Annotated in this window: 18 protein-coding genes and 1 pseudogene; 16 read left to right on the top strand and 3 right to left on the bottom strand. The window is 71.7% G+C overall.

The window, feature by feature from the left end; genetic code table 11:
* The coding region (locus ABT116_RS22550) for a hypothetical protein (protein WP_351636779.1) at window positions 1-495 on the top strand (495 nt) is incomplete at its 5' end.
* A gap of 9 nt (window positions 496-504) precedes the next feature.
* Here ABT116_RS22550 and yicI read toward each other — a convergent pair.
* Complete coding sequence (gene yicI / locus ABT116_RS22555; RefSeq protein WP_351636781.1) at window positions 505-2,754, bottom strand: alpha-xylosidase; 2,250 nt, start codon at window positions 2,752-2,754, stop codon at window positions 505-507.
* Window positions 2,755-2,828: 74 nt separating this feature from the next.
* Window positions 2,829-4,061 carry an MFS transporter gene (locus tag ABT116_RS22560; RefSeq protein ID WP_351636783.1) on the bottom strand — a complete coding sequence of 411 codons (1,233 nt, stop codon included), beginning with the start codon at window positions 4,059-4,061 and terminating at the stop codon, window positions 2,829-2,831.
* Window positions 4,062-4,310: 249 nt separating this feature from the next.
* Here ABT116_RS22560 and ABT116_RS22565 point away from each other — a divergent pair, with 249 nt between their 5' ends.
* From ABT116_RS22565 to ABT116_RS22635, 15 genes are all read left to right on the top strand, one after another.
* On the top strand, window positions 4,311-4,556 hold the full coding sequence (locus ABT116_RS22565; RefSeq protein WP_053669824.1) for a hypothetical protein: 246 nt from the start codon (window positions 4,311-4,313) through the stop codon (window positions 4,554-4,556).
* Between the two features lie 12 nt (window positions 4,557-4,568).
* Window positions 4,569-5,420 carry a hypothetical protein gene (locus ABT116_RS22570; protein WP_351636788.1) on the top strand — a complete coding sequence of 284 codons (852 nt, stop codon included), beginning with the start codon at window positions 4,569-4,571 and terminating at the stop codon, window positions 5,418-5,420.
* 879 nt (window positions 5,421-6,299) lie between these two features.
* On the top strand, window positions 6,300-7,265 hold the full coding sequence (locus ABT116_RS22575; protein ID WP_351636791.1) for a LysR family transcriptional regulator: 966 nt from the start codon (window positions 6,300-6,302) through the stop codon (window positions 7,263-7,265).
* 272 nt (window positions 7,266-7,537) lie between these two features.
* A complete protein-coding gene (locus ABT116_RS22580; protein WP_351636794.1) occupies window positions 7,538-8,428 on the top strand; it encodes a hypothetical protein in 891 nt (296 codons plus the stop codon).
* Window positions 8,429-8,838: 410 nt separating this feature from the next.
* Window positions 8,839-11,037, top strand: coding sequence for a bifunctional polysaccharide deacetylase/glycosyltransferase family 2 protein (locus tag ABT116_RS22585; RefSeq protein WP_351636798.1), 2,199 nt, complete (start codon window positions 8,839-8,841; stop codon window positions 11,035-11,037).
* The gene (locus tag ABT116_RS22590; RefSeq protein ID WP_351636801.1) at window positions 11,034-12,323 is read left to right on the top strand and encodes an acyltransferase family protein; all 1,290 of its coding nucleotides are present in this window, start codon (window positions 11,034-11,036) and stop codon (window positions 12,321-12,323) included. The genes ABT116_RS22585 and ABT116_RS22590 overlap by 4 nt, the downstream gene beginning before the upstream one ends.
* A 103-nt stretch (window positions 12,324-12,426) precedes the next feature.
* Complete coding sequence (locus ABT116_RS22595; RefSeq protein WP_351636805.1) at window positions 12,427-13,425, top strand: hypothetical protein; 999 nt, start codon at window positions 12,427-12,429, stop codon at window positions 13,423-13,425.
* A gap of 157 nt (window positions 13,426-13,582) precedes the next feature.
* On the top strand, window positions 13,583-14,968 hold the full coding sequence (locus tag ABT116_RS22600) for a nitrate/nitrite transporter (protein WP_351636815.1): 1,386 nt from the start codon (window positions 13,583-13,585) through the stop codon (window positions 14,966-14,968).
* 117 nt (window positions 14,969-15,085) lie between these two features.
* A complete protein-coding gene (locus ABT116_RS22605; protein ID WP_351636818.1) occupies window positions 15,086-16,234 on the top strand; it encodes a uroporphyrinogen-III synthase in 1,149 nt (382 codons plus the stop codon).
* Window positions 16,235-16,639: 405 nt separating this feature from the next.
* Window positions 16,640-17,233 carry a CGNR zinc finger domain-containing protein gene (locus tag ABT116_RS22610; protein WP_053669832.1) on the top strand — a complete coding sequence of 198 codons (594 nt, stop codon included), beginning with the start codon at window positions 16,640-16,642 and terminating at the stop codon, window positions 17,231-17,233.
* 352 nt (window positions 17,234-17,585) lie between these two features.
* The gene (locus tag ABT116_RS22615) at window positions 17,586-18,107 is read left to right on the top strand and encodes a sigma-70 family RNA polymerase sigma factor (RefSeq protein WP_010039908.1); all 522 of its coding nucleotides are present in this window, start codon (window positions 17,586-17,588) and stop codon (window positions 18,105-18,107) included.
* Window positions 18,107-18,940, top strand: coding sequence for an anti-sigma factor family protein (locus ABT116_RS22620; protein WP_351636823.1), 834 nt, complete (start codon window positions 18,107-18,109; stop codon window positions 18,938-18,940). Before ABT116_RS22615 ends, ABT116_RS22620 begins: the two co-directional genes overlap by 1 nt.
* Before the next feature lie 125 nt (window positions 18,941-19,065).
* On the top strand, window positions 19,066-21,363 hold the full coding sequence (locus tag ABT116_RS22625) for a HelD family protein (protein ID WP_351636825.1): 2,298 nt from the start codon (window positions 19,066-19,068) through the stop codon (window positions 21,361-21,363).
* Between the two features lie 342 nt (window positions 21,364-21,705).
* Window positions 21,706-23,139, top strand: a complete 1,434-nt coding sequence (locus ABT116_RS22630) for an NAD-dependent malic enzyme (protein WP_351636827.1) — start codon at window positions 21,706-21,708, stop codon at window positions 23,137-23,139.
* A gap of 330 nt (window positions 23,140-23,469) precedes the next feature.
* Window positions 23,470-23,721 (top strand): HU family DNA-binding protein, encoded by a 252-nt coding sequence (locus ABT116_RS22635; RefSeq protein ID WP_351636829.1) that lies wholly within the window; start codon window positions 23,470-23,472, stop codon window positions 23,719-23,721.
* Between the two features lie 267 nt (window positions 23,722-23,988).
* Here ABT116_RS22635 and ABT116_RS22640 read toward each other — a convergent pair.
* Window positions 23,989-24,576 (bottom strand): annotated as a pseudogene (locus tag ABT116_RS22640) (AMP-binding enzyme); the annotation flags it as partial.
* Between the last annotated feature and the right edge of the window lie 120 nt (window positions 24,577-24,696).

Genomic DNA, 24,696 nt, shown 5'->3' on the forward strand with positions numbered 1-24,696 from the left:
GCCCAGCTCGGTCCGGATCGGCGCCAGGTTCTGCTCGATCAGGCGCTTGAGGTCGGATTCGAGCCGGGAGGTCTCATGGGCTACAGCGCGTGGATCCACAAGTTCGCCGAGGACGCCGACGTCCCCGTCCCACTCGACCTTGAGCTGGTCCGAGCCGTCCTGGAACCCCACGACGTCGGGGACCCCCGGCTCCGGTTCGACCCCGACGGCGACCTCCAGTTCTGGATCCGTGCCGAAGACGGCAGCGAAGCCGAGATCTTCGCCGGTGAAACCGGCATCCTGGTGGAGCGCCCGCACTCTGGCGCGGTCTTCGGCGTCGTCGCGGAGCTGGTGTCCCGGCTGGGAGCGGTCGCCATCGATCCGCGCGAGGGCAGGATCGTGTGCCGGCGGGAGGAGTACGCGCACCTGCCCGTGGGCATGCGGGAAGACGCCGTGGTCATCGAGATGACCGGGGAGCCTCTGGAGGCCGCGCTGCTGGGCCGGTACCCGGCGTGATGCCGGCGATCAGCAGAGTTCCAGCGTGAGGAGGCCCGTGCCGGGCGGGGCCTGTACCTCGTGGTCGCCCGCGGCCAGACTCCAGGCGGCCGCCGGGGCGGCGCACGTCGCCCGCAGGGTGTTCCCCTCGCGGACGACTGTGAAGGTCACGTCCCCGACCGGCACCGTCACCTCGTCGCCGGGCCGCAGGCCGTACGCCCGCAGGGTCACCCCGTCGGCGTGGTCGTAGTCCGGGCGGTCGTCCCGCGCCCCGACCGGGATCACCGCGCCGGGCCGGACCAGCAGCGGAGCGCTCAGGAAGCCGTGCCGCTCGCGCACCCAGCGCGGGCCGGTCACCGGCCCGCCGGTCAGCAGGTGCGTCCAGGTGCCCTCGGGGACGTAGTACGTGACGTCGCCCTCGTCGCTGAACACCGGGGCGACCAGCAGATCCGGGCCGAGCATGTACTGCCGCTCCAGGTGGGCGCACCCCGGGTCGTCCGGGAACTCCAGCACCATGGCCCGCATCACGGGCAGGCCCTCGGAGTGGGCCGTGCGGGCCGTCTCGTACAGGTAGGGCATGAGGCGGAGCTTCAGCCGGGTGAAGTGGCGGGCCACGTCGACCGACTCCTCGTCGAACTGCCAGGGGACCCGGTAGGACCGGCTGCCGTGCAGCCGGCTGTGCGAGGAGAGCAGGCCGAAGGCCAGCCAGCGCTTGAACAGGGCCGGTGTGGGGGTGCCCTCGAAGCCGCCGATGTCATGGCTCCAGAACCCGAAGCCCGACAGGCCGAGGGACAGCCCGCCGCGCAGCGACTCCGCCATCGACTCGTACGTCGCCTCGCAGTCGCCGCCCCAGTGCACGGGGAACTGCTGGCTGCCCGCCGTCGCCGAGCGGGCGAAGACAACGGCCTCCTGCTCACCGCGGTGCTTGCGCAGCACCTCGAAGGCCGTGCGGTTGTACAGGTACGTGTAGTAGTTGTGCATCCGCTCCGGGTCCGAGCCGTCGGACCAGACCACGTCGAGGGGCACCCGTTCGCCGAAGTCGGTCTTGAAGCAGTCGACGCCCTGCGCGAGCAGCGCCTCCAGCTTGGCGGCGTACCAGTCGCGGGCGGCCGGTGACGTGAAGTCGACCAGGGCCATGCCGGGCTGCCACATGTCCCACTGCCAGACGCTGCCGTCCGGTCGCCTCAGCAGGTGCCCGAGCGCCTTGCCCTCGTCGAACAGCGGGGAGCGTTGGGCGATGTACGGGTTGATCCAGACGGAGACGCGCAGGTCACGGGCCTTCAGCCGGGCCAGCATGCCCTCGGGGTCGGGGAAGACCCGCGGGTCCCACCGAAAGTCGCACCAGTGGAACTCCCGCATCCAGAAGCAGTCGAAGTGGAAGACGGACAGCGGCAGTTCGCGCTCCCGCATGCCATCGATGAAGGACGTCACCGTCTCCTCGTCGTACGAGGTGGTGAAGGACGTCGAAAGCCACAGGCCGAACGACCAGGCGGGCGGCAGGGCCGGGCGGCCGGTCAGGGCCGTGTACCTGCGCAGGATGTCCTTCGGGGTGGGGCCGTGGATGACGTAGTACGTCAGCTCCTGGGTCTCCGCGCTGAACTGCACCCGGGAGACCACCTCCGAGGCGACCTCGAAGGACACCTGGCCCGGGTGGTCGACGAAGACGCCGTAGCCGGCGTCCGTGAGGTAGAACGGCACGTTCTTGTAGGCCTGTTCGCTGCACGTGCCGCCGTCGGCCTGCCAGATGTCGACGACCTGCCCGTTCTTCACCAGCGGGCCGAAGCGCTCACCGAGGCCGTAGACGGATGTGCCGACCGTCAGGACCAGTTGTTCGCGCAGGTGGTGCGCGCCGGAGGCGTCCCGCATGATGCCGGCGTTCTTGTGGCCGCTGCGGGTGAGGGTACGGCCGTGCGCGAGGAACTCGACGTCCCAGGGGCCGCCGCGGGCCAGCCGGACCGACAGCTCGCCGGAGGTCAGGGTCGCGTGCTCGTCGTCGTACGAGATCTCCGGGGTGGTGTCCGACGCCGTGAGCTCGAACTCGGGGCCGCGGGGCTCCTCGCCGGTGAAGTGCGTCAGGGTCAGCCCGATGACGTCGGGCATGGGGGAGTGCACCTTGACGGTGAACACCGGGCCGGTCATCAGGTCGCCGCGGGAGCGGACCGGCCGGGTCGGCGCGTGGATCTCCAGAACGCCGTCCGATTCGGTGACGTCGTGGACCTGGGCCGGGTGCGACGCGGTCACGCCCTCACGCAGGAGCCAGTAGCCGTCGGTGAACTTCATGTGGGTTCCTACTCTCCCGGCGCATGGTGTCGAAGCGCTTCGACGATTGAACGTATGCGGGGGATGTGAGGGCGTCAATGGGGTGTAACGCTCTTGGTGAAGCGATTCGAAAAACTGCGCGGGGGCAGGCGCAGGGGCAAGGTCAGGGACAAGGTCAGGGCCGTGGCCGCCGCCGTCACCGGGACCGCGTAGCCCGCCGTCGGCGACAGGTGCTCCACCGTCCAGCCGCCGATCGCGCTGCCGCAGGCGATGCCGCCGAGCAGGCCGGTCACCGCGAGGGTCATGCCCTCGTTCAGCCGGCCCTCGGGAGTGCGCTCCTGGACCAGCGTCATGGTGGTGACCATCGTCGGGGCCGTCGCCATCCCGGCGACCAGCAGCGCGGCCGCCAGCAGGAGGAGAGAACCGGTGAGGGCCGCGGCGAGCAGGGGCAGGATCAGCAGCGTGGCCATCGCGGCCACGCACCGGGGCAGCCGGGCCGCGGCCGGGCCGGTGGGCTTCACCGCGCCGTGCAGCAGGCCCGCCGCGCAGGAGCCCGCGGCCTGCAGTGCGAGCACGGCACCGGCCGCCGACTGACGCCCCTGCGCGTCGGCGAAGGCCAGTGTGACGACCTCCGTCGCGCCGAAGACGCCGCCCATCGCCAGGCAGACCGCGAGCAGTGGGGGGATCCCGGGGGTGCGCAGGGGCGCCTTGCCGGGTATGTGCGTGCGAACCGGGGGCTCCGTCGCGCGCCGGGTCGTGAACAGGGCCATGCCGGTCAGCAGCAGCACCGCGCCGGCCAGCGTGCCGGCCTCGGGGAAGAACGTCCCGCACAGGAAGGCCGCGAGCACCGGGCCCAGCATGAAGCACAGCTCGTCCGCCGCCTGCTCGAAGGAGTTGGCGGTGTGCAGCGCCTTCGGGTCGCCGGCCAGCAGATGCGCCCAGCGGGCCCGGGACATGCCGCCGGTGTTGGGGGTCGTGGCGGTGGCGGCGTAGGAGGCGAACAGGGTCCAGTCGGGGGTGTCGTGGCGCACGCACAGCAGCAGGGAGAGGGAGCCGAGGACGGCGATCATCGTGGCGGGCAGGGCCACCCGGGCCTGGCCGTACCGGTCGACGAGCCGCGCGATCCACGGCGCGACCAGTGCGGTCGCCGCGAGTCCCGTCGCGATGACGGCACCGGCGAGGGCGTACGAACCCCGGCTTCCGGCGATCATCACGACCGCGCTGACACTGAACATGCCCATCGGCAGGCGGGCGATGAGGTTCCCGGCGGTGAACGCGCGGGCGCCCGGCAGGCGGAACAGGCTGCGATACGGGGAGGGTCGGGGCATGCGTCCACCGTCGCCCGGGGACGATCAAGCGGTCCAACACCTGTTCCGTGCACACTCACGCGCCTGGGTTGTGAATCACTGGCGCGAGGCCGAAAAGGCCGTGGCGGGAAACGTTCGCTACCTGTTTTTCATACAGGGATATGGAGATTACTGATGCTCCTCATAGCGCATGGAAAAGATGCTCATTCGGGAAATTCCTTCACTCGTTTGCCGCGCATCCGCCGTAGCGGGCCGACGGTTAGTCGGTACATGACCGAGGCGACCAGGAAAGACGGCTGGGCGGTAACGCTCGGCCCGTACACCTACATTCCCGCTCCAGCGCACTCGTCGGCGACAGTCAACGGGACGCTCACCAAAGGCGGTTGCCCGGTCACGCTGCAGGTGACCGAGGCGGTGCTGCGCGATTTCATCGACGCCATGAGCACGCTGGAAAAGGATCTTGCCCGACGGTGGATCAGTGCGACGGATTGGCCAGCTTTCGCGCTCGCGGAATAAGCGGGGCACGCCGTGTACGACAAAGTTGAGGGCACCGGCCGGCATCGGGCTCCGGCCCGGGATTTCATCACACCGCTGACACCACCGGACCCGACCTGGGACCCCGCCGAGGAACTCGCGTTCATCCTCGAGGAAGCACTCGGAGAGCAGGGGAGGATCCCCGCCCCCCGTGACGAGGACCCGCCCCCGCCCCCGCCCCCCGCCGCGGACCGGGCCCCGGCCTCCGCACCGGTGACCCACATGCGGCGCCTCCAGGACATCACCGAGGAACTGCCGCCCGTGCGGGACGTCCCGAGACGGCACCGTAAGGTCCGGGCCCGCAAGGCCGCGGGCGTGCTCCGCACCACGAGCCTCCTCGTCGCGGCCCTGGCCGCCGTCATCGCCTCGGCGGTGAGTCTCCTGAGCGGTGTCGTCGCCTACGACCCGCTGCGCCTGGTCGCCGTGTCCCCCGAGGCGCGGGGGCTGCGCACCTGGTGGCCCCTGCTGGTGTACGGGCCCTGGCTGGTGGGCTCCCTGTCCGTCCTGCGGGCCGCGCTGCACCAGCGCCGAGCCGTGCACTCCTGGTGCGTGGTCCTGGTCTTCTCCTGTATCGCCGTGCTGCTGTGCGTCGTCCAGGCGCCCCGGACCATCCTCGGCATCGCGGCGGCGGCCCTGCCCGGCCTCGCGGCCCTGGCGTGCTTCCAGCAGGTCGTCCGCCAGATCACCCTGACCAGGCCGCCGATGCGGTCGGTGCCGCGTCACCGGGTGGGCCAGGCTCCGCCGCCCGCGGCGGGTGCGGAGGGCCGGACGGGGCCGGAAGGCCCAGGGGGAGCGGACCCCGGGAGCGGCCAGGGCGGCACCCCCCGCAGGGACATCGGCACCTGAGCGGGCTGGTGCCCGGCGGCTGCGGGGCCCCTGGGCGGGCTGGTGCCCGGCGGCCGCGGGGCCCCTGGGCGGGCCGGTGCCCGGCGGCCGCGGCACCCCTGAGCGGGCTGGTGCCCGGCGGCCGCGGGGCCCCTGGGCGGGCTGGTGCCCGGCGGCCGCGGCACCCCTGAGCGGGCTGGTGCCCGGCGGCCGCGGCACCCCTGAGCGGGCTGGTGCCCGGCGACCGCGGCACCCCTGAGCGGGCCGGTGCCCGGCGGCCGCAGGGCCCCTGAGTGGGCCGGTGCCCGGCGGTCCAGGTACCCCTTTGTGGGGCCGGGGGCCGGCGGCCAACGGGGCTCCTGAGTGGGCCGGTGCCCCGGCGGTCCAGGTACCCCTGAGCGGGCCGGTGCCCGGCGGCCAACGGGACCCCTGAGCGGGCTGGTGCCCGGCGGCCAACGGGACCCCTGAGCGGGCCGGTGCCCGGCGGCCGCGGCACCCTTGCGTGCGGCAGGTGCTCCGGTGGCCCCGGCCCCTCTGCGCGGCGGGTGTCCGCGGCCAGGCGCCCCCCCCGCGTGCCGCCGATGCCGCCTGTGCCACCGACATCCTCGCGTGCGGCCGGTGCTCCGGTATCCCGCGGGCCGCCGTTGCGCAACGCCCCCGAGGAGCACCGCAACCGCGGCCGCCGCGGCCCGGGCGCCGCACCACCTGCGCCCTCGTGTGCCGCCGGGGTCCCGCGGCCTCGGTGCCCTCTCGTGCAGCCGGTGTCCCCGTCGGTCCGGCACCCCGCGTGCCGCCGATGCCGCCTCTGCTCCCGCCGCCCCCACCCCCACCTGCCGCCGGTCCCCCCGAGCCCCCCGTACCCCCACCTACCCGGCCCCCGGGGCGCTGTAGGTTCACCGCATGTCCGCCCACCTCGACCCTCGCCTGCTGCGTGGCTTCGTCACCGTGGCCGAGGAGTTGCACTTCACGCGGGCCGCGGTGCGGTTGCACGTGGCTCAGCAGGCGCTCAGCCGGGACGTGCGGCGACTGGAGCGGGAGTTGGCGGCCGAGTTGTTCGTGCGGACCACCCGGCAGGTGACGCTCACCCCCGACGGGGAGCGGCTGCTGCCGTACGCCCGCCGGGTGCTCCGGGCCCAGGACGAGCTGCTCGCAGCCTTCGGCCAGGCCCGGCCGCTGCTGGTCGACCTCAACTCCCCGGGCCTGGTCACACCGCGCCGCGTCCTGCACGAGGCGCGTGAACTCGCCCCCCGGCACGAGCTGATGGCCCGTTACGAGAGCGGCCTGACCGGAGCCGCCGGTGAACTGCTCGCCGGCCGGCTGGACGCGTCGTTCGGACGGTTCGCCGGACTGGACCCGGTGCTGCGGGCCGGGCTCGACCACCAGCCGGTGCGGTTCGAGCCGATGGCGGTCGTCCTGCCCGAGGACCACCGGCTCGCCGCCCGGGAGTCCGTGCCGCTCGCCGAGCTGGCCGGCGAGAGCGTCTACGCGGGCGCCGGCAATCCGCGCACCCCGGAGTGGACAGGGCTGGCACGGCTGCTGTTCGAGGGGCGGGGCATCGACATCGCGCCACCCGCCCCGCTGGCGGTCGGGGACGAGGAGTTCCAGCGGATCATGGCCCGGACGCGCAACCCGATCCTGGCCGTCGTGGAGTTCCCGGCCCTGCCGTCGACGGTGGTACGGCCACTGGTCGACCCGGTTCCGCTGTCCCCCGTCTCCCTGGTGTGGCGCAAGGGCCTGACCCATCCCGCGTTCGACGCGCTGCGGCGGGCGGCGGCCCGGCTCACCGCCGAGGAGGGGTGGCTGCGGCGGCCCACCGGAGGGTGGATTCCGGCCGGTGACGATGTCCTCATGACGTCTCACGACTGACACGATTCGATACCCGCGCTCACACACAACCTCCCCGTGCGCTACATTCAATGCCTGAGCACGGTGTGGTAATAGGGGCGCGTTCGGACGGGTGGGGGCCCGATCCGGCGACGGGTGTTCAGGTCGTACGCGCACCGGAACCATCCCGTGGGGGGAAGTGCGTGCGTGTGACAAGTTGGCGAGAAGACGCCCAACCCGAGTGGCCCGAGGCCGCGGCGGCGACCGGAGAACTCCCTGCGGACGGCAGAGACCGGGACCGGAGAGTCACCCAGGTGCGCGACGGTGACGTCCGGGCCAGCGGCTACCGGCTGCCCGCCGGTACGGAGATACTGCGCGGCATCCCCCGGCAGAGCGAGGGCGAGGCCGACTCGTACCACTCGCTCGACGCGGGCACCGAGTCCCGGACCGCGGTCCGCGACCCCTGGCAGGAGGACGCCCACCCGGCCGGGGCCCCCGGCCCCGACGGGCACACCCACGATCCGCACGAGGTCACCGTCCAGCTCGACGCCGTTCAACTCGGGGACGGGTTCGTGCGCCGGGTCGAGGAAGGCATCGGCGTGGGCCCGGCCCCCGCCGACCGGCCGGTCTTCGTCGACGAGTCGGGCCGCCGCAGCCGTCGCTTCCGCCGGATCGGCATGGTCGTCGCGCTGGCCTGTGGGGTCTACGCCGTCGTCATCGTCGCCACGCTGCTGTCGGGCAACTCGAACGCGCCCTGGCTGCCCGTACCGGGCCAGAAGCAGGATCCGTCGGCCGGGCAGGTCGACACCCCGCCGCTGCCCGAGCAGTCGGACCCGGCCACCGGCACCGGCACCGGCACCACCGCCCCGGGCAGCGCGCCGACGGCCGACGAGGTCACTTCACCCTCGCCCGGTCCCAGCGCCGTCGAACGCGCTGCCACCGCCGAACCCGGCCGCCGCGGCGCGACGGCACCCCCCTCGCCGACCGCGACCCGGACCACACCTGCCCCCGGCCCCGGCGTGACCGACCCGGCCCCGACCAAACCGGCCGACCCGCCGACCACGCCGGCCACCGACCCGACGCCGACGGCGGAGCCCACGCCCGAGCCGACCGAAACCATGGGCGCCGGCGACAGCGACGGCACCGGCACGGTCGCCGAAGGCCCGGCCGAGACGCCGCAGGCCGAACCGACGCCCACCGTCTAGTGCTGACGGCCGGAAAGGTCTGCCGAACGGCTCGCGGCGTCCGGTGCGGTGCGCACGGCGGAGCATCGCCCATGTACCGGATGTACTCGGGTGCTGCGACAACGCGGCGAGGTGCCCTGCCGGGCATAGCGAGCCGGTGAACCTGTCCGGCGCTCAGCACTAGTCCCGGCCCGAGGGCGGTGCCTGCCACGCCCGCCATCCGGGGGAGATCCGGGGAAGGGCGCTCCGGCGCCTCACGATCGCGGACTCCTGGATCCGGCCCCGCCGGGCGGAGAGGGACCCGCCGATGGCGCCGGGGAGCACGCCGGCACCGTCCCGGCACCACCCGCCGTCCCCGCTCCACCCGCCGCCCCGCTCCACCCACCGTCCCCGCAGCACCCCATCCCGCACCACCCGGAGTACCACCACTCATGGCATCCCGTACCCGCCGTTCCGGGCCGGCCCCCCGAACCCGTGGCGCCTCCAGGCGCCGCCTGCCGATGCGCCTGCTCCTGCCCCTGCTCGTCCTCGTCGCGCTGATGGCGATGCTCATGCTGCGCGGATACGTGCACAGCGAGATCCTCGCCGACCACCGGGTCCGGCCGCCCGCCGCCACCGACCAGGTGCCGGAGAAGATCATGAGCGGCGGGCCCGTCATCGACGCCCGCAGCGGCCGCACCGAGAGCCTGCGTGTGCCCGACCACCGCCTGGTGCTCACCTTCGACGACGGCCCCGACCCGATCTGGACGCCGAAAGTCCTGGACGTCCTGAAGAAGCACGACGCACACGCGGTCTTCTTCGTCACCGGCACCATGGCCTCGCGCTACCCCGACCTGGTCCGGCGCATGGTCGAGGAAGGCCACGAGGTCGGCCTGCACACCTTCAACCACCCCGACCTGTCCTACCAGTCCAAGAAGCGCATCGACTGGGAACTGTCCCAGAACCAGCTCGCCCTCTCGGGCGCGGCGGGCATCCGTACCTCCCTCTTCCGGCCGCCGTACTCCTCCTTCGCCGACGCCATGGACAACAGGTCCTGGCCGGTGACCGAGTACATCGGCCGCCGCGGCTACATCACCGTCGTCAACAACACCGACAGCGAGGACTGGCGCAAGCCCGGGGTCGCCGAGATCGTCCGGCGTGCCACGCCCAAGGGCGGCAAGGGCGCGATCGTCCTGATGCACGACTCCGGCGGCGACCGCCACCAGACCGTCGAGGCACTGGACCGCATGCTGCCCGACCTGCGCGAGCAGGGCTACGAGTTCAGCAACCTCACCGAGGCCCTCGACGCCCCGAGCGCGCACTCCCGGGTCACCGGCCTCGACCGGTGGAAGGGCGCGGCGTGGATCTTCCTGGTCCAGGCCTCGGAGCACCTCACCGACGGGCTGGTCGTCGGACTGTCGATCGTCGGCACCCTCGTCATCGGCCGTTTCGTGCTGATGCTGCTGCTCTCCGGGGTGCACGCACGCCGGGTGCGCCGCCGCGGCTTCCGCTGGGGAGCGCCGATCACCGAACCGGTGTCGGTTCTGGTCCCTGCGTACAACGAGGCCAAGTGCATCGAGAACACGGTCCGTTCCCTCGCCGACAGTGACCACCCCATCGAGGTCCTCGTCATCGACGACGGCTCCTCCGACGGCACGTCACGGATCGTAGAGGCCATGGGCCTGCCGAACGTCCGGGTCGTCCGCCAGCTCAACGCGGGCAAGCCGGCCGCCCTCAACCGCGGTGTGGCCAACGCCCGGTACGACCTGATCGTGATGATGGACGGCGACACGGTCTTCGAACCGTCCACCGTGCGCGAACTGGTGCAGCCCTTCGGCGACCCGCGCGTCGGCGCCGTGGCGGGCAACGCCAAGGTCGGCAACAAGGACAGCCTCATCGGCGCCTGGCAGCACATCGAATACGTGATGGGCTTCAACCTCGACCGCCGGATGTACGACGTACTGCGCTGCATGCCGACGATCCCCGGCGCGGTCGGAGCCTTCCGCCGCAGCGCGCTGGAACGGGTCGGCGGCATGAGCGACGACACGCTCGCCGAGGACACCGACATCACCATGGCCCTGCACCGCGACGGCTGGCGCGTGGTCTACGCGGAGAACGCCCGTGCCTGGACCGAGGCGCCGGAGACGGTCCAGCAGCTGTGGTCCCAGCGCTACCGCTGGTCCTACGGCACCATGCAGGCCATCTGGAAACACCGCCGGGCCCTGGTGGACAAGGGCCCCTCGGGCCGCTTCGGCCGCATCGGCCTGCCGCTGGTGTCCCTCTTCATGGTCCTGGCGCCCCTGCTGGCCCCGCTGATCGACGTGTTCCTCGTCTACGGCCTCGTGTTCGGCCCCACCCAGAAGACGATCATGGCGTGGCTCGGCGTCCTGGCCATCCAGGCGGTCTGCGCGGCCTACGCCTTCCGGCTCGACCGCGAGCGCATGACCCACCTCATCTCGCTGCCTCTGCAGCAGATCCTGTACCGCCAGCTGATGTACGTCGTACTGCTCCAGTCCTGGATCACCGCCCTCACCGGCGGCCGGCTGCGCTGGCAGAAGCTGCGGCGCACCGGTGTGGTCGACGCGCCCGGCGGCGGTCCCGTGCCGCGTCAGCGGTCCCAGAGCAACTCCGAGCGGAGGCCGGTGGCATGACCCACGGAAACCCGATCCCCACGTCATCGGCGGCGTCCGGCATGCCGGGGGCGTCCTACGGCATGCCGCAGCAGCGCACGACCGACACAGCACCGGAGGGCGGAACCGCCACCGCGACCGCCCCCACCGCGTCGGCGCGCAAGGGCGGCGGCCGCGACCGCTACCTCGACCTGCTGCGCTCGATCGCCCTGGTCCGTGTCGTCGTCTACCACCTGTTCGGCTGGGCGTGGCTGACGGTGCTGTTCCCGTCGATGGGCGTGATGTTCGCGCTGGCGGGCTCCCTGATGGCGCGCTCGCTGGACCGCCCGGCGCTCGGAGTGATCCGGGGCCGGATCCGCCGGCTCCTGCCCCCGCTCTGGGTGTTCGGCGTGGTGGTGCTGGCGATGATGTTCGCGGCCGGCTGGAATCCGCTGAAGGACCCGGACCACGGCGGCGCCTGGGGCCTCGTCGATCTGGCCAACTACTTCTTCCCCGTCGGCGCCCCGCCCTTCCCCTGGCACCTCGGCGCCAAGTCCGGCCTGCTGGAGGACACCTGGGCGGTGCAGGCGGCCGGTCCACTGTGGTACCTGCGGGCCTACCTCTGGTTCGTCATCGCCTCCCCGCTGCTGTTGTGGGCGTTCCGCCGGGCACCGTGGCCGACGCTGCTGGCACCGCTGGGCCTCACGGCGGTCGTCGGCACGGGCCTGGTGAAGATCCCCGGTGAGACGGGCAACGCGGTGACCGACTTCGCGGTCTACGGCGGCTGCTGGATCCTGGGCTTCGCCCACCACGAGGGCCTGCTCAAGCGGATCCCCCGCTACCTGGCGATCTCCTGCGCGGCCCTGCTCATGGCCTTCGGCCTGTGGTGGGCCTCGGGCCACCTGGGCCCCGACGGCTGGGACCTCAACGACATCCCCCTGGCCCAGGCGGCCTGGTCCTTCGGCTTCGTGGTGATCCTGCTCCAGTACTCCCCGTCGTGGCGCGAACTCCCGGGCCGACTGGCCAGGTGGGACAAGCTCGTGACCCTCTCCAACAACCGCGCCGTCACGATCTACCTCTGGCACAACCTCCTCATCATGGCCACGGTCCCGATCCTCGACCTGTTGTACGAGCTGCCGTTCCTCCAGAGCGACAGCGCGGTGTCCGCCCTGGACACCACGTACACCCTCTGGATGTTCGCCCTGGTCTGGCCCCTGATCGGCGCGGCGATCCTCACGTTCGGCTGGGTCGAGGACATCGCGGCGAAGCGGTCACCGCGGTGGTGGCCGAACGGGCGAGGCGGCAACAGCCGGAGGCGCCGGCGGTAGGGGGTGGGCCGGCGTGGGGGAGGGCCCCGTCTGCGGGGCTTTGCCCGTGTGGAAAACTGCCCCGGTTGCGCTTGTGAACAAGGTGGCCGGCGGGAGCGGTGGGATGAGTAAGCGGCAGACACAGAAGATGCTGCGGCTGATGGCGAGCGGGGAACCGGTCGAGCTGACCAGCCCGATGGCGTCCGTGAAGAAGCTCGCCCGGCTGGCCTTCGTGGCCCAGCAGTTCGGCTACGAGTACGCCGACGTCCGCCAGAGCAGCGGCCGCAATGGCGCGCTCGTCATGCTGCTCGTACCCGATCCGAGCCCGCAGGCCCGGGCCCGGGCCGGGCAGAACTGGGCGCAGTACCCGAATGCGGCCGACGGCGTCTCCCTGCCGCCCCTCGTGCCGGACGCGTTCGAACTCCTCAAGGCCCGTATCAACTTCGACCTCACCGGCAAGAACGCCGAGAAGCGCATGGGGTACGGGGCCCTGGGCGTCACCGTCGGCTGTGTGATCCTCGCCTTCCGTTTCGGGGGCCGGTCGGACGACTTCGTCGCGGCCGGTGTGGTGTGGCTGCTGCTCATGGCGGTCTTCGGTATCGGCCTGCTGGTCACGCGCAAGCGCAACGCCAAGTTCGCGGCCCGGCTGCAGGCGGCGGGCTTCATACCGGTGCACGACGAGAACGGGCGGCTGCGGTATCTGCCGCCGGGGGCGCAGCAGCCCGGGCAGGGCAACCCGTTCGCGGGCGGGCCGTACGGGGCCGTGCCGGGTCGGCCGGGTCCGGCGACGGGGGCGCCGGCGGCCTACGGGCAGCAGCCGCCCGGGCCGTACGCCCAGCCGGCACCCGGGCCGTACGCCCAGCCGGCGCCCGGGCCGTACGCCCAGCCGGCACCCGGGCCGTACGCCCAGCCGGCGCCCGGGCCGTACCCCGGTCAGCCCGCGCAGGCTCCTTACGGCGGTCAGCCCGTGCAGGCTCCGTACCCGGGTCAGCCCGTGCAGGCTCCGTACCCGGGTCAGCCCGCGCCCGGCCCCTACGGTGCGCAGCCTCCGGGCCCGTACGACCAGCCGTACCACCAGCCCCACCCCCAGCAGAACCCCCACGGGCAGCCGCCGCGGCAGTGAGCGGAATCCTCCCGGAACCTCTCATCCCGCCCGAGCCGGGGGTGAGAGCAAAGTTCCCTCGCGGTCACTCGGTGCCACACGGCAGGAAACGCGTCCTCCCTACCTTCGGGACCAGTCAGTCGAAGTACGACCGAGCCCGGAGCACAGTGGAGGCGTCATGACAGGTCCTGGCACAGCACCCGCACCCCCGAGCAAGGGCGGACGCTGGATCCGGCACTGGGACCCGGAGAACGAGACGTTCTGGAAGGAGACCGGGGAGAAGGTCGCCCGCCGCAACCTCTTCTTCTCCGTGCTGTCCGAGCACATCGGTTTCTCGATCTGGACCCTGTGGTCCGTGCTGGTGCTGTTCATGGGCCCGGAGTACGGGCTCACCCCGGCCGACAAGTTCATGCTGACCTCGATGGTCACGCTGGTCGGCGCCGTCGTCCGCGTCCCCTACACCTTCGCCGTGGCGATCTTCGGCGGACGGAACTGGACGATCATCTCCGCCGGCCTCCTCCTCGTCCCGACCGTCGCCGCGTTCACCGTGATGGAACCGGGCACCTCCTTCTCCACCTTCCTCCTCGTCGGCCTCCTCGCGGGCATCGGCGGCGGCAACTTCGCGTCCTCCATGACCAACATCAACGCCTTCTTCCCGCTGCGGAAGAAGGGCTGGGCCCTCGGCCTGAACGCGGGCGGCGGCAACATCGGCGTACCGGTGATCCAGCTGGCCGCTCTCGCGATCATCGGCGCCGGCGGCGGGCCGCGTGTGCTGCTCGGGATCTACATCCCGCTGATCCTCGTCGCCGCCGTCATGGCCGCGCTCTTCATGGACAACCTCGAGCACGTGAAGAACGACACCGGCGCCGCCAAGGACGCCGCTCGGGACGCCCACACGTGGATCATGTCCTTCCTCTACATCGGCACGTTCGGGTCGTTCATCGGCTACAGCTTCGCCTTCGGGCAGGTCCTCCAGAACCAGTTCGGACGCACCCCGCTGGAGGCGGCGTACGTCACCTTCATCGGTCCGCTCCTCGGCTCGCTGATCCGGCCCCTGGGCGGCTGGATGGCCGACAAGTACGGAGGGGCGAAGATCAGCCTGTGGAACTACGTCGCCATGGGCGTCGCCACGGCGGTCCTGATCGGCGCCTCCATGGAGAAGTCGCTGGCGCTGTTCACCGGGGCGTTCGTGGTGCTGTTCGTGCTCAGCGGGCTCGGCAACGGCTCGACGTTCAAGATGATCCCGGGCATCTTCCAGAACAAGGCCTTGGCCAAGGGGCTTCAGGGTGAGGCGGCGGCGGCGTACGGGCGGCGGCTGTCCGGGGCCTCCATGGGACTGATCGGCGCGGTGGGCGCGCTCGGCGGTGTCGGCATCAACCTCGCCTTCCGCCAGTCCTTCCTCTCCTACGGTTCGGGCACCGGGGCGTTCGTCGCCTTCCTCGCCTTCTACGCGGTCTGCTTCGCGGTCACCTGGTCCGTATACCTTCGGCGTACGGCTCCCCGGGTATCCGCCACCACGGCGACCTCGGACGCGGAGCCGCAGCTCAGCTACGCCAAGGTCTGACGTAACACCAGCGACATCACGCCGATCCGAGCCTGTCACGAGCCGTTGACAGGCTCGATCGGCATGTAGGTACGCCGTACCCACGAAGTACGACGACTCGAGTGCGGGACGAGAGCCATGTACGAAGAACAGCGACCGGACCACGGGCCCCTGGCGGGTTTCACCGTGGGTGTGACGGCCGCGCGCCGGGCCGACGAGCTCGGGGTGCTGCTGCAGCGACGCGGTGCCGCCGTCCTGCACGCCCCCGCCCTGCGGATCGTGCCGCTCGCCGACGACAGCGAGCTGCTGGCCGCGACGAAGGACATCATCGAGCAGGTGCCGGACATCGTCGTGGCCACGACCGCGATCGGCTTCCGGGGCTGGGTCGAGGCCGCCGACGGCTGGGGGCTGGGGGAGGAGCTGCTGTCGCGGCTGGGCGGCGTACGGATCATGGCGCGCGGGCCCAAGGTCAAGGGCGCGGTCAGGGCCGCCGGGCTCACCGAGGAGTGGTCGCCGTCGTCGGAGTCCATGGCGGAGGTGCTGGACCGGCTCCTGGAGGAGGGGGTCGAGGGGCTGCGGATCGCGATCCAGCTGCACGGTGAGCCGCTGCCCGGGTTCGTGGAGGCGCTGCGGGAGGGCGGGGCCGAGGTGGTCGGGGTGCCCGTCTACCGCTGGATGCCGCCGGAGGACATCACCCCGGTCGACCGTCTCCTGGACGCGACGGTCGCCCGCGCCCTCGACGCGGTCACCTTCACCAGTGCCCCGGCCGCGGCCTCCCTCCTCTCCCGGGCGAAGGATCGCGGACTGCTCGACGAGGTGCTGGCGGCTCTGAGCCACGACGTCCTGCCGGCCTGCGTGGGCCCGGTCACCGCCCTGCCCCTGCAGTCCCGCGGCATCGACACGATCCAGCCCGAACGCTTCCGGCTCGGCCCTCTGGTCCAGCTCCTCTGCCAGGAACTGCCCGGGCGGGCCCGCTCGTTGCCCGTCGCCGGGCACCGTGTGGAGATCCGCGGCCACGCCGTCGTGGTCGACGGTGCCCTCAAGCCCGTCCCGCCCGCCGGCATGGCCCTCCTGCGCGCCCTCTCCCGCCGCCCCGGCTGGGTCGTCGCCCGCGCGGACCTCCTGCGGGCCCTTCCCGGCTCCGGCCGCGACGAACACGCGGTGGAGACCGCCATGGCCCGCCTGCGCACGGCCCTCGGCACCCCGAAGCTGATCCAGACGGTGGTCAAGCGGGGCTACCGTCTGGCCCTGGACCCGAGCGCGGAGACGAAGTACGCGGACGCGTGAGCCCGCCCGGGGGTTGAGCCGGAATCCGCCTCTGTCGGCCCGATTCCGAGCGGGCCGCTGCGCAGTGATCCGGCCTGTGTGCGCGGGTGTCGGCCGGGCGGGGGCCCGGTGCCGGAGGCGGCTCGTGTCGCGGGCGGGTCGCTCGAGGGGGCCCGGCCGGGCGAGCGCGGCACTTGCGGTGTGGTGGGGCGCCGGTGCCGGGCCCGCCAGGAACGGGACGGCCGGCTCCGGCGGCGGCCCGGCCGCGTGGCGCGGTCGGGACGCCCGTCGCGTCGGCGTATGCGCGAGGGGTTTCCGGAGTCGTGGCGGGCAGGCACTGTAGGAGGGAGCGGTCCACCGGCCCTCTCACCGGCGTCTCACCGAAGCCCTCGCGACCGGGGTGAACCCCTAGGCGGTGACAGGCACATGGCACTGAGTACGGCCACGGCCTCCAACGAGCTGCGCTTCGACACCGGGCGGATCTGCCTGGACCTGCTGACCACCACGCACCCCGAGGAACGGCTCGACTCCGTGGACGTGCTGCGCGCCTGGATCACCGGCTCCGGGCTCGTCCCGGCGGACACCGCCCTGGCCCACGCCGACACCGGCTGGCTGCTCGCCTTCCGTGAACTGCGTGCCCAGGTCGACCGGTTGGTGCGCTGCCGGCCGAGACCCGGAGTCGCGACGTACGACCTGGCCCTCGCCCGCGTGAACGACCTGGCCCGCACCGCGCCTCCGGCACCCCGCGCGGTCCGCGGCGAAGACGGCCGGCTGCTGCGACGGCTGGACGGCCCGCCCGGCTGCGCCGCCCTGCTCGCGGCCGTCGCCCGGGACGCCGTGGACCTGCTGACCGACCCCGTCGCCCGCGCGGCCCTGCGCCAGTGCGAAGGGGACAACTGCCCCATCGTGTACCTCGACACCTCCCGCGGACGCAGGAGGCGCTGGTGCTCCAGTGAGGTCTGCGGGAACCGCGAACGCGTCGCCCGGCATCGCCGCCGCGCGGCACTCGCCCGCGCGTGAAACGGAATTGAGTGGTCCGTGCACTCAATTCCCCTGTCCTAAATGCTACTTCTGCGACCGTGACGGCGAAGTGATTTCGATTACATGCCGTTTACCTACGCCACCGTAGGGAAGGCGTGGCTTGATCTTGTCGATGTGGCGGAAATGTAAAGAACGCGGGGTGGGAATGTGACCCCATGTCCCGCTCGTCACGTCATCTCGAAGAAATCTGTCGGGTCTCTTTGAACGCCCAACCGCTCGTTTCCGTACGGCATGTGGAGCGACCGACTGGGGGAACCCCCGGACATCGGAGGTGGGCGTGCGCAAGGATTCCGTCGTGGCCAATGAACGAGCACCGAGGGCCCGACATCGCATGTCCCAGCCCTCGGAACCCGATGAGGAGCTGATGCGTGCGCTCTATCGCGAACACGCCGGACCCCTGCTGGCATACGTCCTGCGCCTGGTCGCCGGAGACCGGCAGCGCGCCGAGGACGTCGTCCAGGAGACGCTCATCCGTGCCTGGAAGAACGCCGGTCAGCTCAACAGAGCGACCGGATCGGTACGCCCCTGGCTGGTGACGGTCGCCCGGCGCATCGTCATCGACGGCCACCGCAGCCGGCAGGCCCGGCCGCAGGAGGTCGACCCGTCGCCGCTGGAGGTCATCCCCGCGGAGGACGAGATCGACAAGGCGCTGTGGCTGATGACTCTCTCGGACGCACTCGACGACCTGACCCCCGCCCACCGGGAGGTGCTCGTCGAGACGTACTTCAAGGGGCGTACCGTCAACGAGGCGGCCGAGACCCTGGGCATACCCAGCGGCACCGTCCGCTCCAGGGTGTTCTACGCCCTGCGTTCGATGAAGCTCGCACTGGAGGAGCGGGGGGTGACGGCGTGATGAGTGTTTACGGGGGTAACCAAGGGTTCGGTACGGGAGGCATGGGTATGTCTGGCCCCATGCAGGAATCTCCGGTGCCGAACGAGCACGAGACCGTCGGCGCCTACGCCCTCGGAATCCTCGACGACGCCGAAGCAACCGCTTTCGAAGCCCACCTCGCCACCTGCGAATGGTGCGCCCAGCAGCTCGACGAACTGGCCGGCATGGAGCCGATGCTCGCCGCCCTCGCCGACCTCCCCGGCTCCGGCAGCACACCCGCGATCGGCGACTCGCTGTCCGCGAAGCCCCGCCCGCGCCTGGTGGAGAAGCTGGTCGACGAGGTCGCCGACCGCCGCGCCCAGAAGCGCCGCCGCAGCTTCTACATGGTGGCCGCGGCCGGCGCGCTGATCATCGGCGGCCCCTTCGTCGCGGTGGCGACGAGCGGCGGCGACGGCGGCAGCGGCGGTGCGGAGAACCGCCCGCTCGCGGCGAGCCCCGCCAAGGCCGCCTTCGACGGCATCTCCGACAAGATCACCGCCACCGACCCGAACACCAAGGTCTCCGCCACGGTCGCCGTGCAGAAGAAGGACTGGGGCACGGGCGCGGTCCTGGAGCTGAAGAACGTCAAGGGCCCGCTGAAGTGCGCCCTCGTCGCGGTCGGCAAGAACGGCGAACGCGAGACGCTCGCCTCCTGGTCCGTCCCCGAGTGGGGCTACGGCATCCCGGACGCCAAGACGGACAGGGCCAAGGAACCCCTCTACGTCCAGGGCGGCGCGGCGTTCGACCCGAACCAGATCGACCACTTCGAGGTCGTGGAGTTCGACGGCAAGCGCCTGGTCGAGGTCGACGCGTAGGTCCGTTCGGCGGCCTGGCGGGCGCCATTGGGGCCACAGGTCCCGCGCCTGCCCGCCGGCCCGTAGCTTCCAGGGCCCCCTTCGCGTACGGTTGACGGCTGCCCAGCACGTCAGAAGGGGGCCCGGTGGCCGCTCAGGCTCACAGACAAGGCGCGGTCGGTTCGGTGCACGATTCGGTTCGTGACCGGGAGATCAGCGTCGAACAGGAACACCTGGACCGGGTGTACCGGCGCCTCGAGGAGAAGATCCACGAGGCGGAGTTCCTGATGCAGGACGCGGCCCGGCGCGGGCAGGTCGGCACCCCCGGCGCACTCGCCGAACGGGACGCGCAGGTCTTCCGCGCGGGCATCCACCTCAGCCGGCTGAACAACGAGTTCGAGGACTTCCTCTTCGGCCGGATCGACCTGCTGACCGGCAAGGACGGCAAGAAGGGGCCCGACGGGGCGTACACCGCCATCGAGCCGGCGGAGGGCGCCGTACGCCCCGACAACACCGCCGACATCGCCGAGACCCTGCACATCGGCCGCATCGGAGTCCTCGACGCGGACTACGCGCCGCTGGTCATCGACTGGCGTGCCCCGGCCGCCGCACCCTTCTACCGCTCCACCCCGGTCGACCCCGGCCGTGTCGTCCGCCGCCGCGTCATCCGCTCCAAGGGCCGCCGGGTGCTGGGCGTCGAGGACGACCTGATGCGCCCCGAGCTGACGGCCTGCCTCGACGGCGACGAACTGCCCGTCATCGGCGACGGCGCCCTGATGGCCGCGCTCGGCCAGGCCCGCAGCCACACCATGCGCGACATCGTCGCCTCCATCCAGGCCGAACAGGACCTGGTCATCCGCGCCCCCGCCGCCTCCGTGACGTACGTCGAGGGCGGCCCGGGCACCGGCAAGACCGCCGTCGCCCTGCACCGCGCCGCCTACCTCCTCTACCAGGACCGGCGCCGCTACGCGGGCGGCATCCTGATCGTCTCGCCGACCCCGCTGCTCGTCGCCTACACCGAGGGCGTGCTGCCCTCCCTCGGCGAGGAGGGCCAGGTCGCCATCCGCGCCATCGGCTCCCTGGTCGAGGGCAGCGAGGCCACCCTCTACGACTCCCCGTCCGTGGCCCGCGCCAAGGGCTCCTCCCGCATGCTCAAGGTGCTGCGCAAGGCCGCGCGCGGCGCCCTGGAGCTGAACGACCCACCGGAGCGGCTGCGCGTGGTCGCCTTCGGCCGCCGCCTGGAACTGGAGGCCAGGGAGCTGGACAGCATCCGCCGCTCCGCCCTCGGCGGCACCGCCCCCGTGAACCTGCTGCGTCCCCGCGCCCGCAAGCTCCTCCTGGACGCCCTGTGGGAGCAGTCCGGCGCGGCCGGCCGGCACAGCGACCCCGAGCTCGCGGCCGAGCTGCGCTCCTCCTTCGACGAGGACATCACGTCCGAGGACGCCTTCATCGCCTTCCTCGACGCCTGGTGGCCGGAGCTGACCCCGGCGGCCGTCCTGGACGCCATGGCCGACGAACGGCGCCTCGGCCGCTGGGCCCGCCGGATCCTCAACCCCGGCGAGGTCCGCAAGGTCGCCCGCTCCCTCAAGCGCGAGGGCCGCTCGGTGCACGACATCGCCCTGCTCGACGAGCTCCAGGCCGTCCTCGGCGCCCCCGCCCGCCCCCGCAGGAAGCGCGAACTCGACCCGCTCGACCAGCTCACCGGACTGGAGGAGCTGATGCCGGTGCGCGAGGAGTCGCAGCGCGAGCGCGCCGAACGCCTCGCCCAGGAACGCGTCGAGTACGCCCACGTCATCGTCGACGAGGCCCAGGACCTCACCCCGATGCAGTGGCGCATGGTCGGCCGCCGCGGCCGGCACGCCACCTGGACGGTCGTCGGCGACCCGGCCCAGTCCTCCTGGTCCGACCCGGACGAGGCCGCCCAGGCCCGCGACGAGGCCCTCGGCACCCGCCCCCGCCGCCGCTTCGAACTCACGGTGAACTACCGCAACCCGGCCGAGATCGCCGAGCTGGCCTCGAAGGTCCTCGCGCTGGCCATGCCCGGCTCCGTGTCGCCGAAGGCGGTCCGCTCCACCGGCGTGGAACCCCGCTTCACCGTCGTGGAGGACACGCTCGGCGCGACCGTCCGCGACGAGGCCGCCCGGCTGCTGGAACGCGTCGACGGCACGGTCGGCGTGGTCGTCGCCATGCAGCGCCGCGAGGAGGCGCGCCGCTGGCTCGCCGGTCTCGGCGACCGTGTCGTGGCCCTCGGCAGCCTGGAGGCCAAGGGCCTGGAGTACGACGCGACGGTCGTGGTCTCCCCGGCGGAGATCGCCGACGAGTCCCCGGCCGGACTGCGCGTCCTCTACGTCGCGCTGACCCGCGCCACCCAGCAGCTCACGGTCGTCTCGGCCGGCCGGGACGAGCCCGACGCGGCGGGAATTCCGGATCTGCTCAGGGACTGAGGCCCGATACCCACTTGCCGCCGAAATGAACTACCGATACGGGAATGGCCTTACGGGATCTGTTTGTTAGCCTGGATGTGGCACCGGCCCGATCCAAGCCCCCGGGCCCAACCTTCGTCGCTACGAGCGACCACTTGCCGCGAGGCGAGCATGGCGGGCCGGTGCCACTTCTCCTTCGAAGAGACCCACGTCCACGTGACGTGGGTCTCTTTTGCTGGCCCCCTCCTGGCCCTTTCCGCGAACAAAACGTTCGCAATCGAGGGCGGCTACCTGCTACTCAGCGGTAGGTGCGACGATCGGACGGCACAACTCAGCGTCAGGTGAAAGCAGAGGAAGTCGGCCATGGCAACGGCGCCCAGCGTCTCCTACTCGATGACGGTCCGGCTGGAGGTGCCCGCGAGCGGAACCGCCGTCTCGCAGCTCACCACCGCCGTGGAGTCCTCCGGAGGCTCGGTGACCGGCCTCGACGTCACCGCGTCCGGTCACGAGAAGCTCCGCATCGACGTCACCATCGCGGCGACGTCGACCGCGCACGCGGACGAGATCGTCGAGGAACTCCGCGGCATCGAGGGCGTCACGCTCGGCAAGGTCTCGGACCGGACCTTCCTCATGCACCTCGGCGGCAAGATCGAGATGGCGTCCAAGCACCCCATCCGCAACCGTGACGACCTGTCCATGGTCTACACCCCGGGCGTGGCCCGGGTGTGCATGGCGATCGCCGAGAACCCCGAGGACGCCCGCCGTCTCACCATCAAGCGCAACTCCGTTGCGGTCGTGACGGACGGCTCCGCCGTGCTGGGCCTGGGCAACATCGGCCCCAAGGCCGCGCTGCCCGTCATGGAGGGCAAGGCCGCCCTGTTCAAGCGGTTCGCCGGCATCGACGCCTGGCCGATCTGCCTCGACACCCAGGACACCGACGCGATCGTCGAGATCGTCAAGGCGATCGCCCCCGGCTTCGCGGGCATCAACCTGGAGGACATCTCCGCGCCCCGCTGCTTCGAGATCGAGGCCCGCCTGCGCGAGGCTCTCGACATCCCCGTCTTCCACGACGACCAGCACGGCACGGCGATCGTCGTCCTCGCCGCCCTGACGAACGCGCTGCGCGTCGCCGGCAAGGCCATGGAGAACATCCGCGTCGTCATGTCCGGCGCCGGCGCCGCCGGTACGGCCATCCTGAAGCTGCTGCTCGCCGCGGGCGTCAAGAACGCCGTCGTCGCCGACATCCACGGCGTCGTGCACGCGGGCCGCGAGGACCTGGTGGACGCCGCCCCGGACTCGGCGCTGCGCTGGATCGCCGACAACACCAACCCCGAGGGCCTCACCGGCACCCTCAAGGAGGCCGTGCGCGGCGCCGACGTCTTCATCGGCGTCTCGGCCCCGAACGTCCTCGACGGCGACGACGTGGCCGCCATGGCCGAGGGCGCCATCGTGTTCGCGCTCGCGAACCCGGACCCCGAGGTCGACCCGGCAATCGCCCGCCAGACCGCGGCCGTTGTGGCCACCGGCCGCTCGGACTTCCCGAACCAGATCAACAACGTGCTGGTCTTCCCGGGTGTCTTCCGCGGTCTGCTGGACGCGCAGTCCCGTACGGTCAACACCGAGATGATGCTGGCCGCCGCGACCGCCCTCGCGGACGTGGTGACCGAGGACGAGCTGAACCCGAACTACATCATCCCGAGCGTCTTCAACGACAAGGTCGCGGGCGCGGTCGCCGGAGCCGTGCGGGAGGCCGCCAAGGCGGTCGGCGCGACGGCGGGCAGCCCGGCCGGCGTCTGAGGCCGAGGCCGGACCGGGCCCCCACGGGGCCCGGTCCCCGGACTGTGAGTAACCCCACGGCGGCCTGGAACCCGGCGCGTCGCAAGAACCCTGTCAGCTGCGGAGCTATCGTGGCGCCAGGCTCAGGCCCTCTTTTCGTGTGACTCCCCAAGGGTGTTCTCACGACTCCTGCGGGTGCCGGATTGGCTTTCCCGCCGCAGGTAGGGGCAGGATGCGTCCCTGGGCGCGAGGGTCTGACGACGGACCCGGGTCCGGGGACTCATCGAGGACCCTGGCAGCATCGGCTTCGATCTGACGCCTCAACGGCAAGATGAACACGGGAGTAAGAACATGAACCGCAGTGAGCTGGTGGCCGCGCTGGCCGACCGCGCCGAGGTGACTCGCAAGGACGCCGACGCCGTGCTGGCCGCGTTCGCCGACGTCGTCGGCGACATCGTCTCCAAGGGCGACGAGAAGGTCACCATCCCCGGCTTCCTGACCTTCGAGCGCACCCACCGTGCCGCTCGCACCGCCCGCAACCCGCAGACCGGCGAGCCCATCCAGATCCCCGCCGGTTACAGCGTGAAGGTCTCCGCGGGCTAGCTCGAGGCGTGCGCGAAGGATGTCGTGACGATCGAGAACAACTTGAAGCGCTGCGATCAACTGCTCCACGCTGTGCAGCCCGTGCGGCGCATTGAGAAGAGTCGCTTGGGAGAACGAATCGAGACCCTGGAGATCGGAGCCGAGCCGGTCGAGCCACCACTGAGCCACCGGCAACAACGGCACGTGGCCAACCCCGCCTCCGGGAAGTTCCTCGAGCACCTCGGGTTCGTCGTCCTTGGTCGATGCCAGCAAAACCGCAAGACCGGCGACCGATTTCACCTCGAAGACGTCACGCGGGGTGAACACGAGCCCGGCGTCGCGGGCACGGGCGACGAGCTGAATCGACATGATCGAATCGCCGCCCATCGAGAAGAACGAGTCGTCGACGCCGATCGATTCGACACCGAGGACATCGACGAACAAGGCGGCCAGCGTGCGCTCGGTATCGGATTCGGCAGCCCGCGAGCGTGCCTGGGTTGCTCGCAGGTCGGGAACCGGCAGGGCTCGGCGGTCGAGCTTTCCGTTGGCAGTCATCGGCAGTTCGTCGAGCACGACCACCGCCGCAGGAACCATGTACGGGGCCAGAGCCGAGCCCGCGAACGCGATGACGGCCTCGGGATCCACAGTCTGAGCATCGTTGGCGGGTACGACGTATCCGACGATTCGCGCGGCGCCTCCGTCACGTTCGAGCGTGGTCACCACGGAATGCGCGACCCCGGGGTAACGAGCCAGAACTGCTTCGATCTCGCCGAGTTCGATGCGGAATCCACGAATCTTGACCTGGAAATCGCCTCTGCCCTGGTACTCGAGTTCGCCGTTCTTGTTCCACCTGGCGAGGTCGCCGGTGCGGTACATCCGCGAGCCGGCACTGCCCGCGGGATTGGGCACGAATCGTTCGGCGGTGGTGCCGGCGCGGTTGCGGTAACCGCGGGCGAGTCCGTCGCCGCTGACGTACAGCTCCCCCGTGACTCCGAC

The sequence above is a fragment of the Streptomyces sp. NPDC002130 genome, assembly GCF_040296465.1.
GTDB lineage: Bacteria > Actinomycetota > Actinomycetes > Streptomycetales > Streptomycetaceae > Streptomyces.

Coding starts and splice junctions, on each gene's coding strand:
- ABT116_RS22605 (WP_351636818.1), top strand. CDS start 15,086: ATGTACGAAGAACAGCGACCGGACCACGGGCCCCTGGCGGGTTTCACC.
- yicI (WP_351636781.1), bottom strand. CDS start 2,754: ATGAAGTTCACCGACGGCTACTGGCTCCTGCGTGAGGGCGTGACCGCG.
- ABT116_RS22585 (WP_351636798.1), top strand. CDS start 8,839: ATGGCATCCCGTACCCGCCGTTCCGGGCCGGCCCCCCGAACCCGTGGC.
- ABT116_RS22630 (WP_351636827.1), top strand. CDS start 21,706: ATGGCAACGGCGCCCAGCGTCTCCTACTCGATGACGGTCCGGCTGGAG.
- ABT116_RS22590 (WP_351636801.1), top strand. CDS start 11,034: ATGACCCACGGAAACCCGATCCCCACGTCATCGGCGGCGTCCGGCATG.
- ABT116_RS22575 (WP_351636791.1), top strand. CDS start 6,300: ATGTCCGCCCACCTCGACCCTCGCCTGCTGCGTGGCTTCGTCACCGTG.
- ABT116_RS22610 (WP_053669832.1), top strand. CDS start 16,640: ATGGCACTGAGTACGGCCACGGCCTCCAACGAGCTGCGCTTCGACACC.
- ABT116_RS22560 (WP_351636783.1), bottom strand. CDS start 4,061: ATGCCCCGACCCTCCCCGTATCGCAGCCTGTTCCGCCTGCCGGGCGCC.
- ABT116_RS22620 (WP_351636823.1), top strand. CDS start 18,107: ATGAGTGTTTACGGGGGTAACCAAGGGTTCGGTACGGGAGGCATGGGT.
- ABT116_RS22600 (WP_351636815.1), top strand. CDS start 13,583: ATGACAGGTCCTGGCACAGCACCCGCACCCCCGAGCAAGGGCGGACGC.
- ABT116_RS22565 (WP_053669824.1), top strand. CDS start 4,311: ATGACCGAGGCGACCAGGAAAGACGGCTGGGCGGTAACGCTCGGCCCG.
- ABT116_RS22595 (WP_351636805.1), top strand. CDS start 12,427: ATGAGTAAGCGGCAGACACAGAAGATGCTGCGGCTGATGGCGAGCGGG.
- ABT116_RS22615 (WP_010039908.1), top strand. CDS start 17,586: ATGTCCCAGCCCTCGGAACCCGATGAGGAGCTGATGCGTGCGCTCTAT.
- ABT116_RS22635 (WP_351636829.1), top strand. CDS start 23,470: ATGAACCGCAGTGAGCTGGTGGCCGCGCTGGCCGACCGCGCCGAGGTG.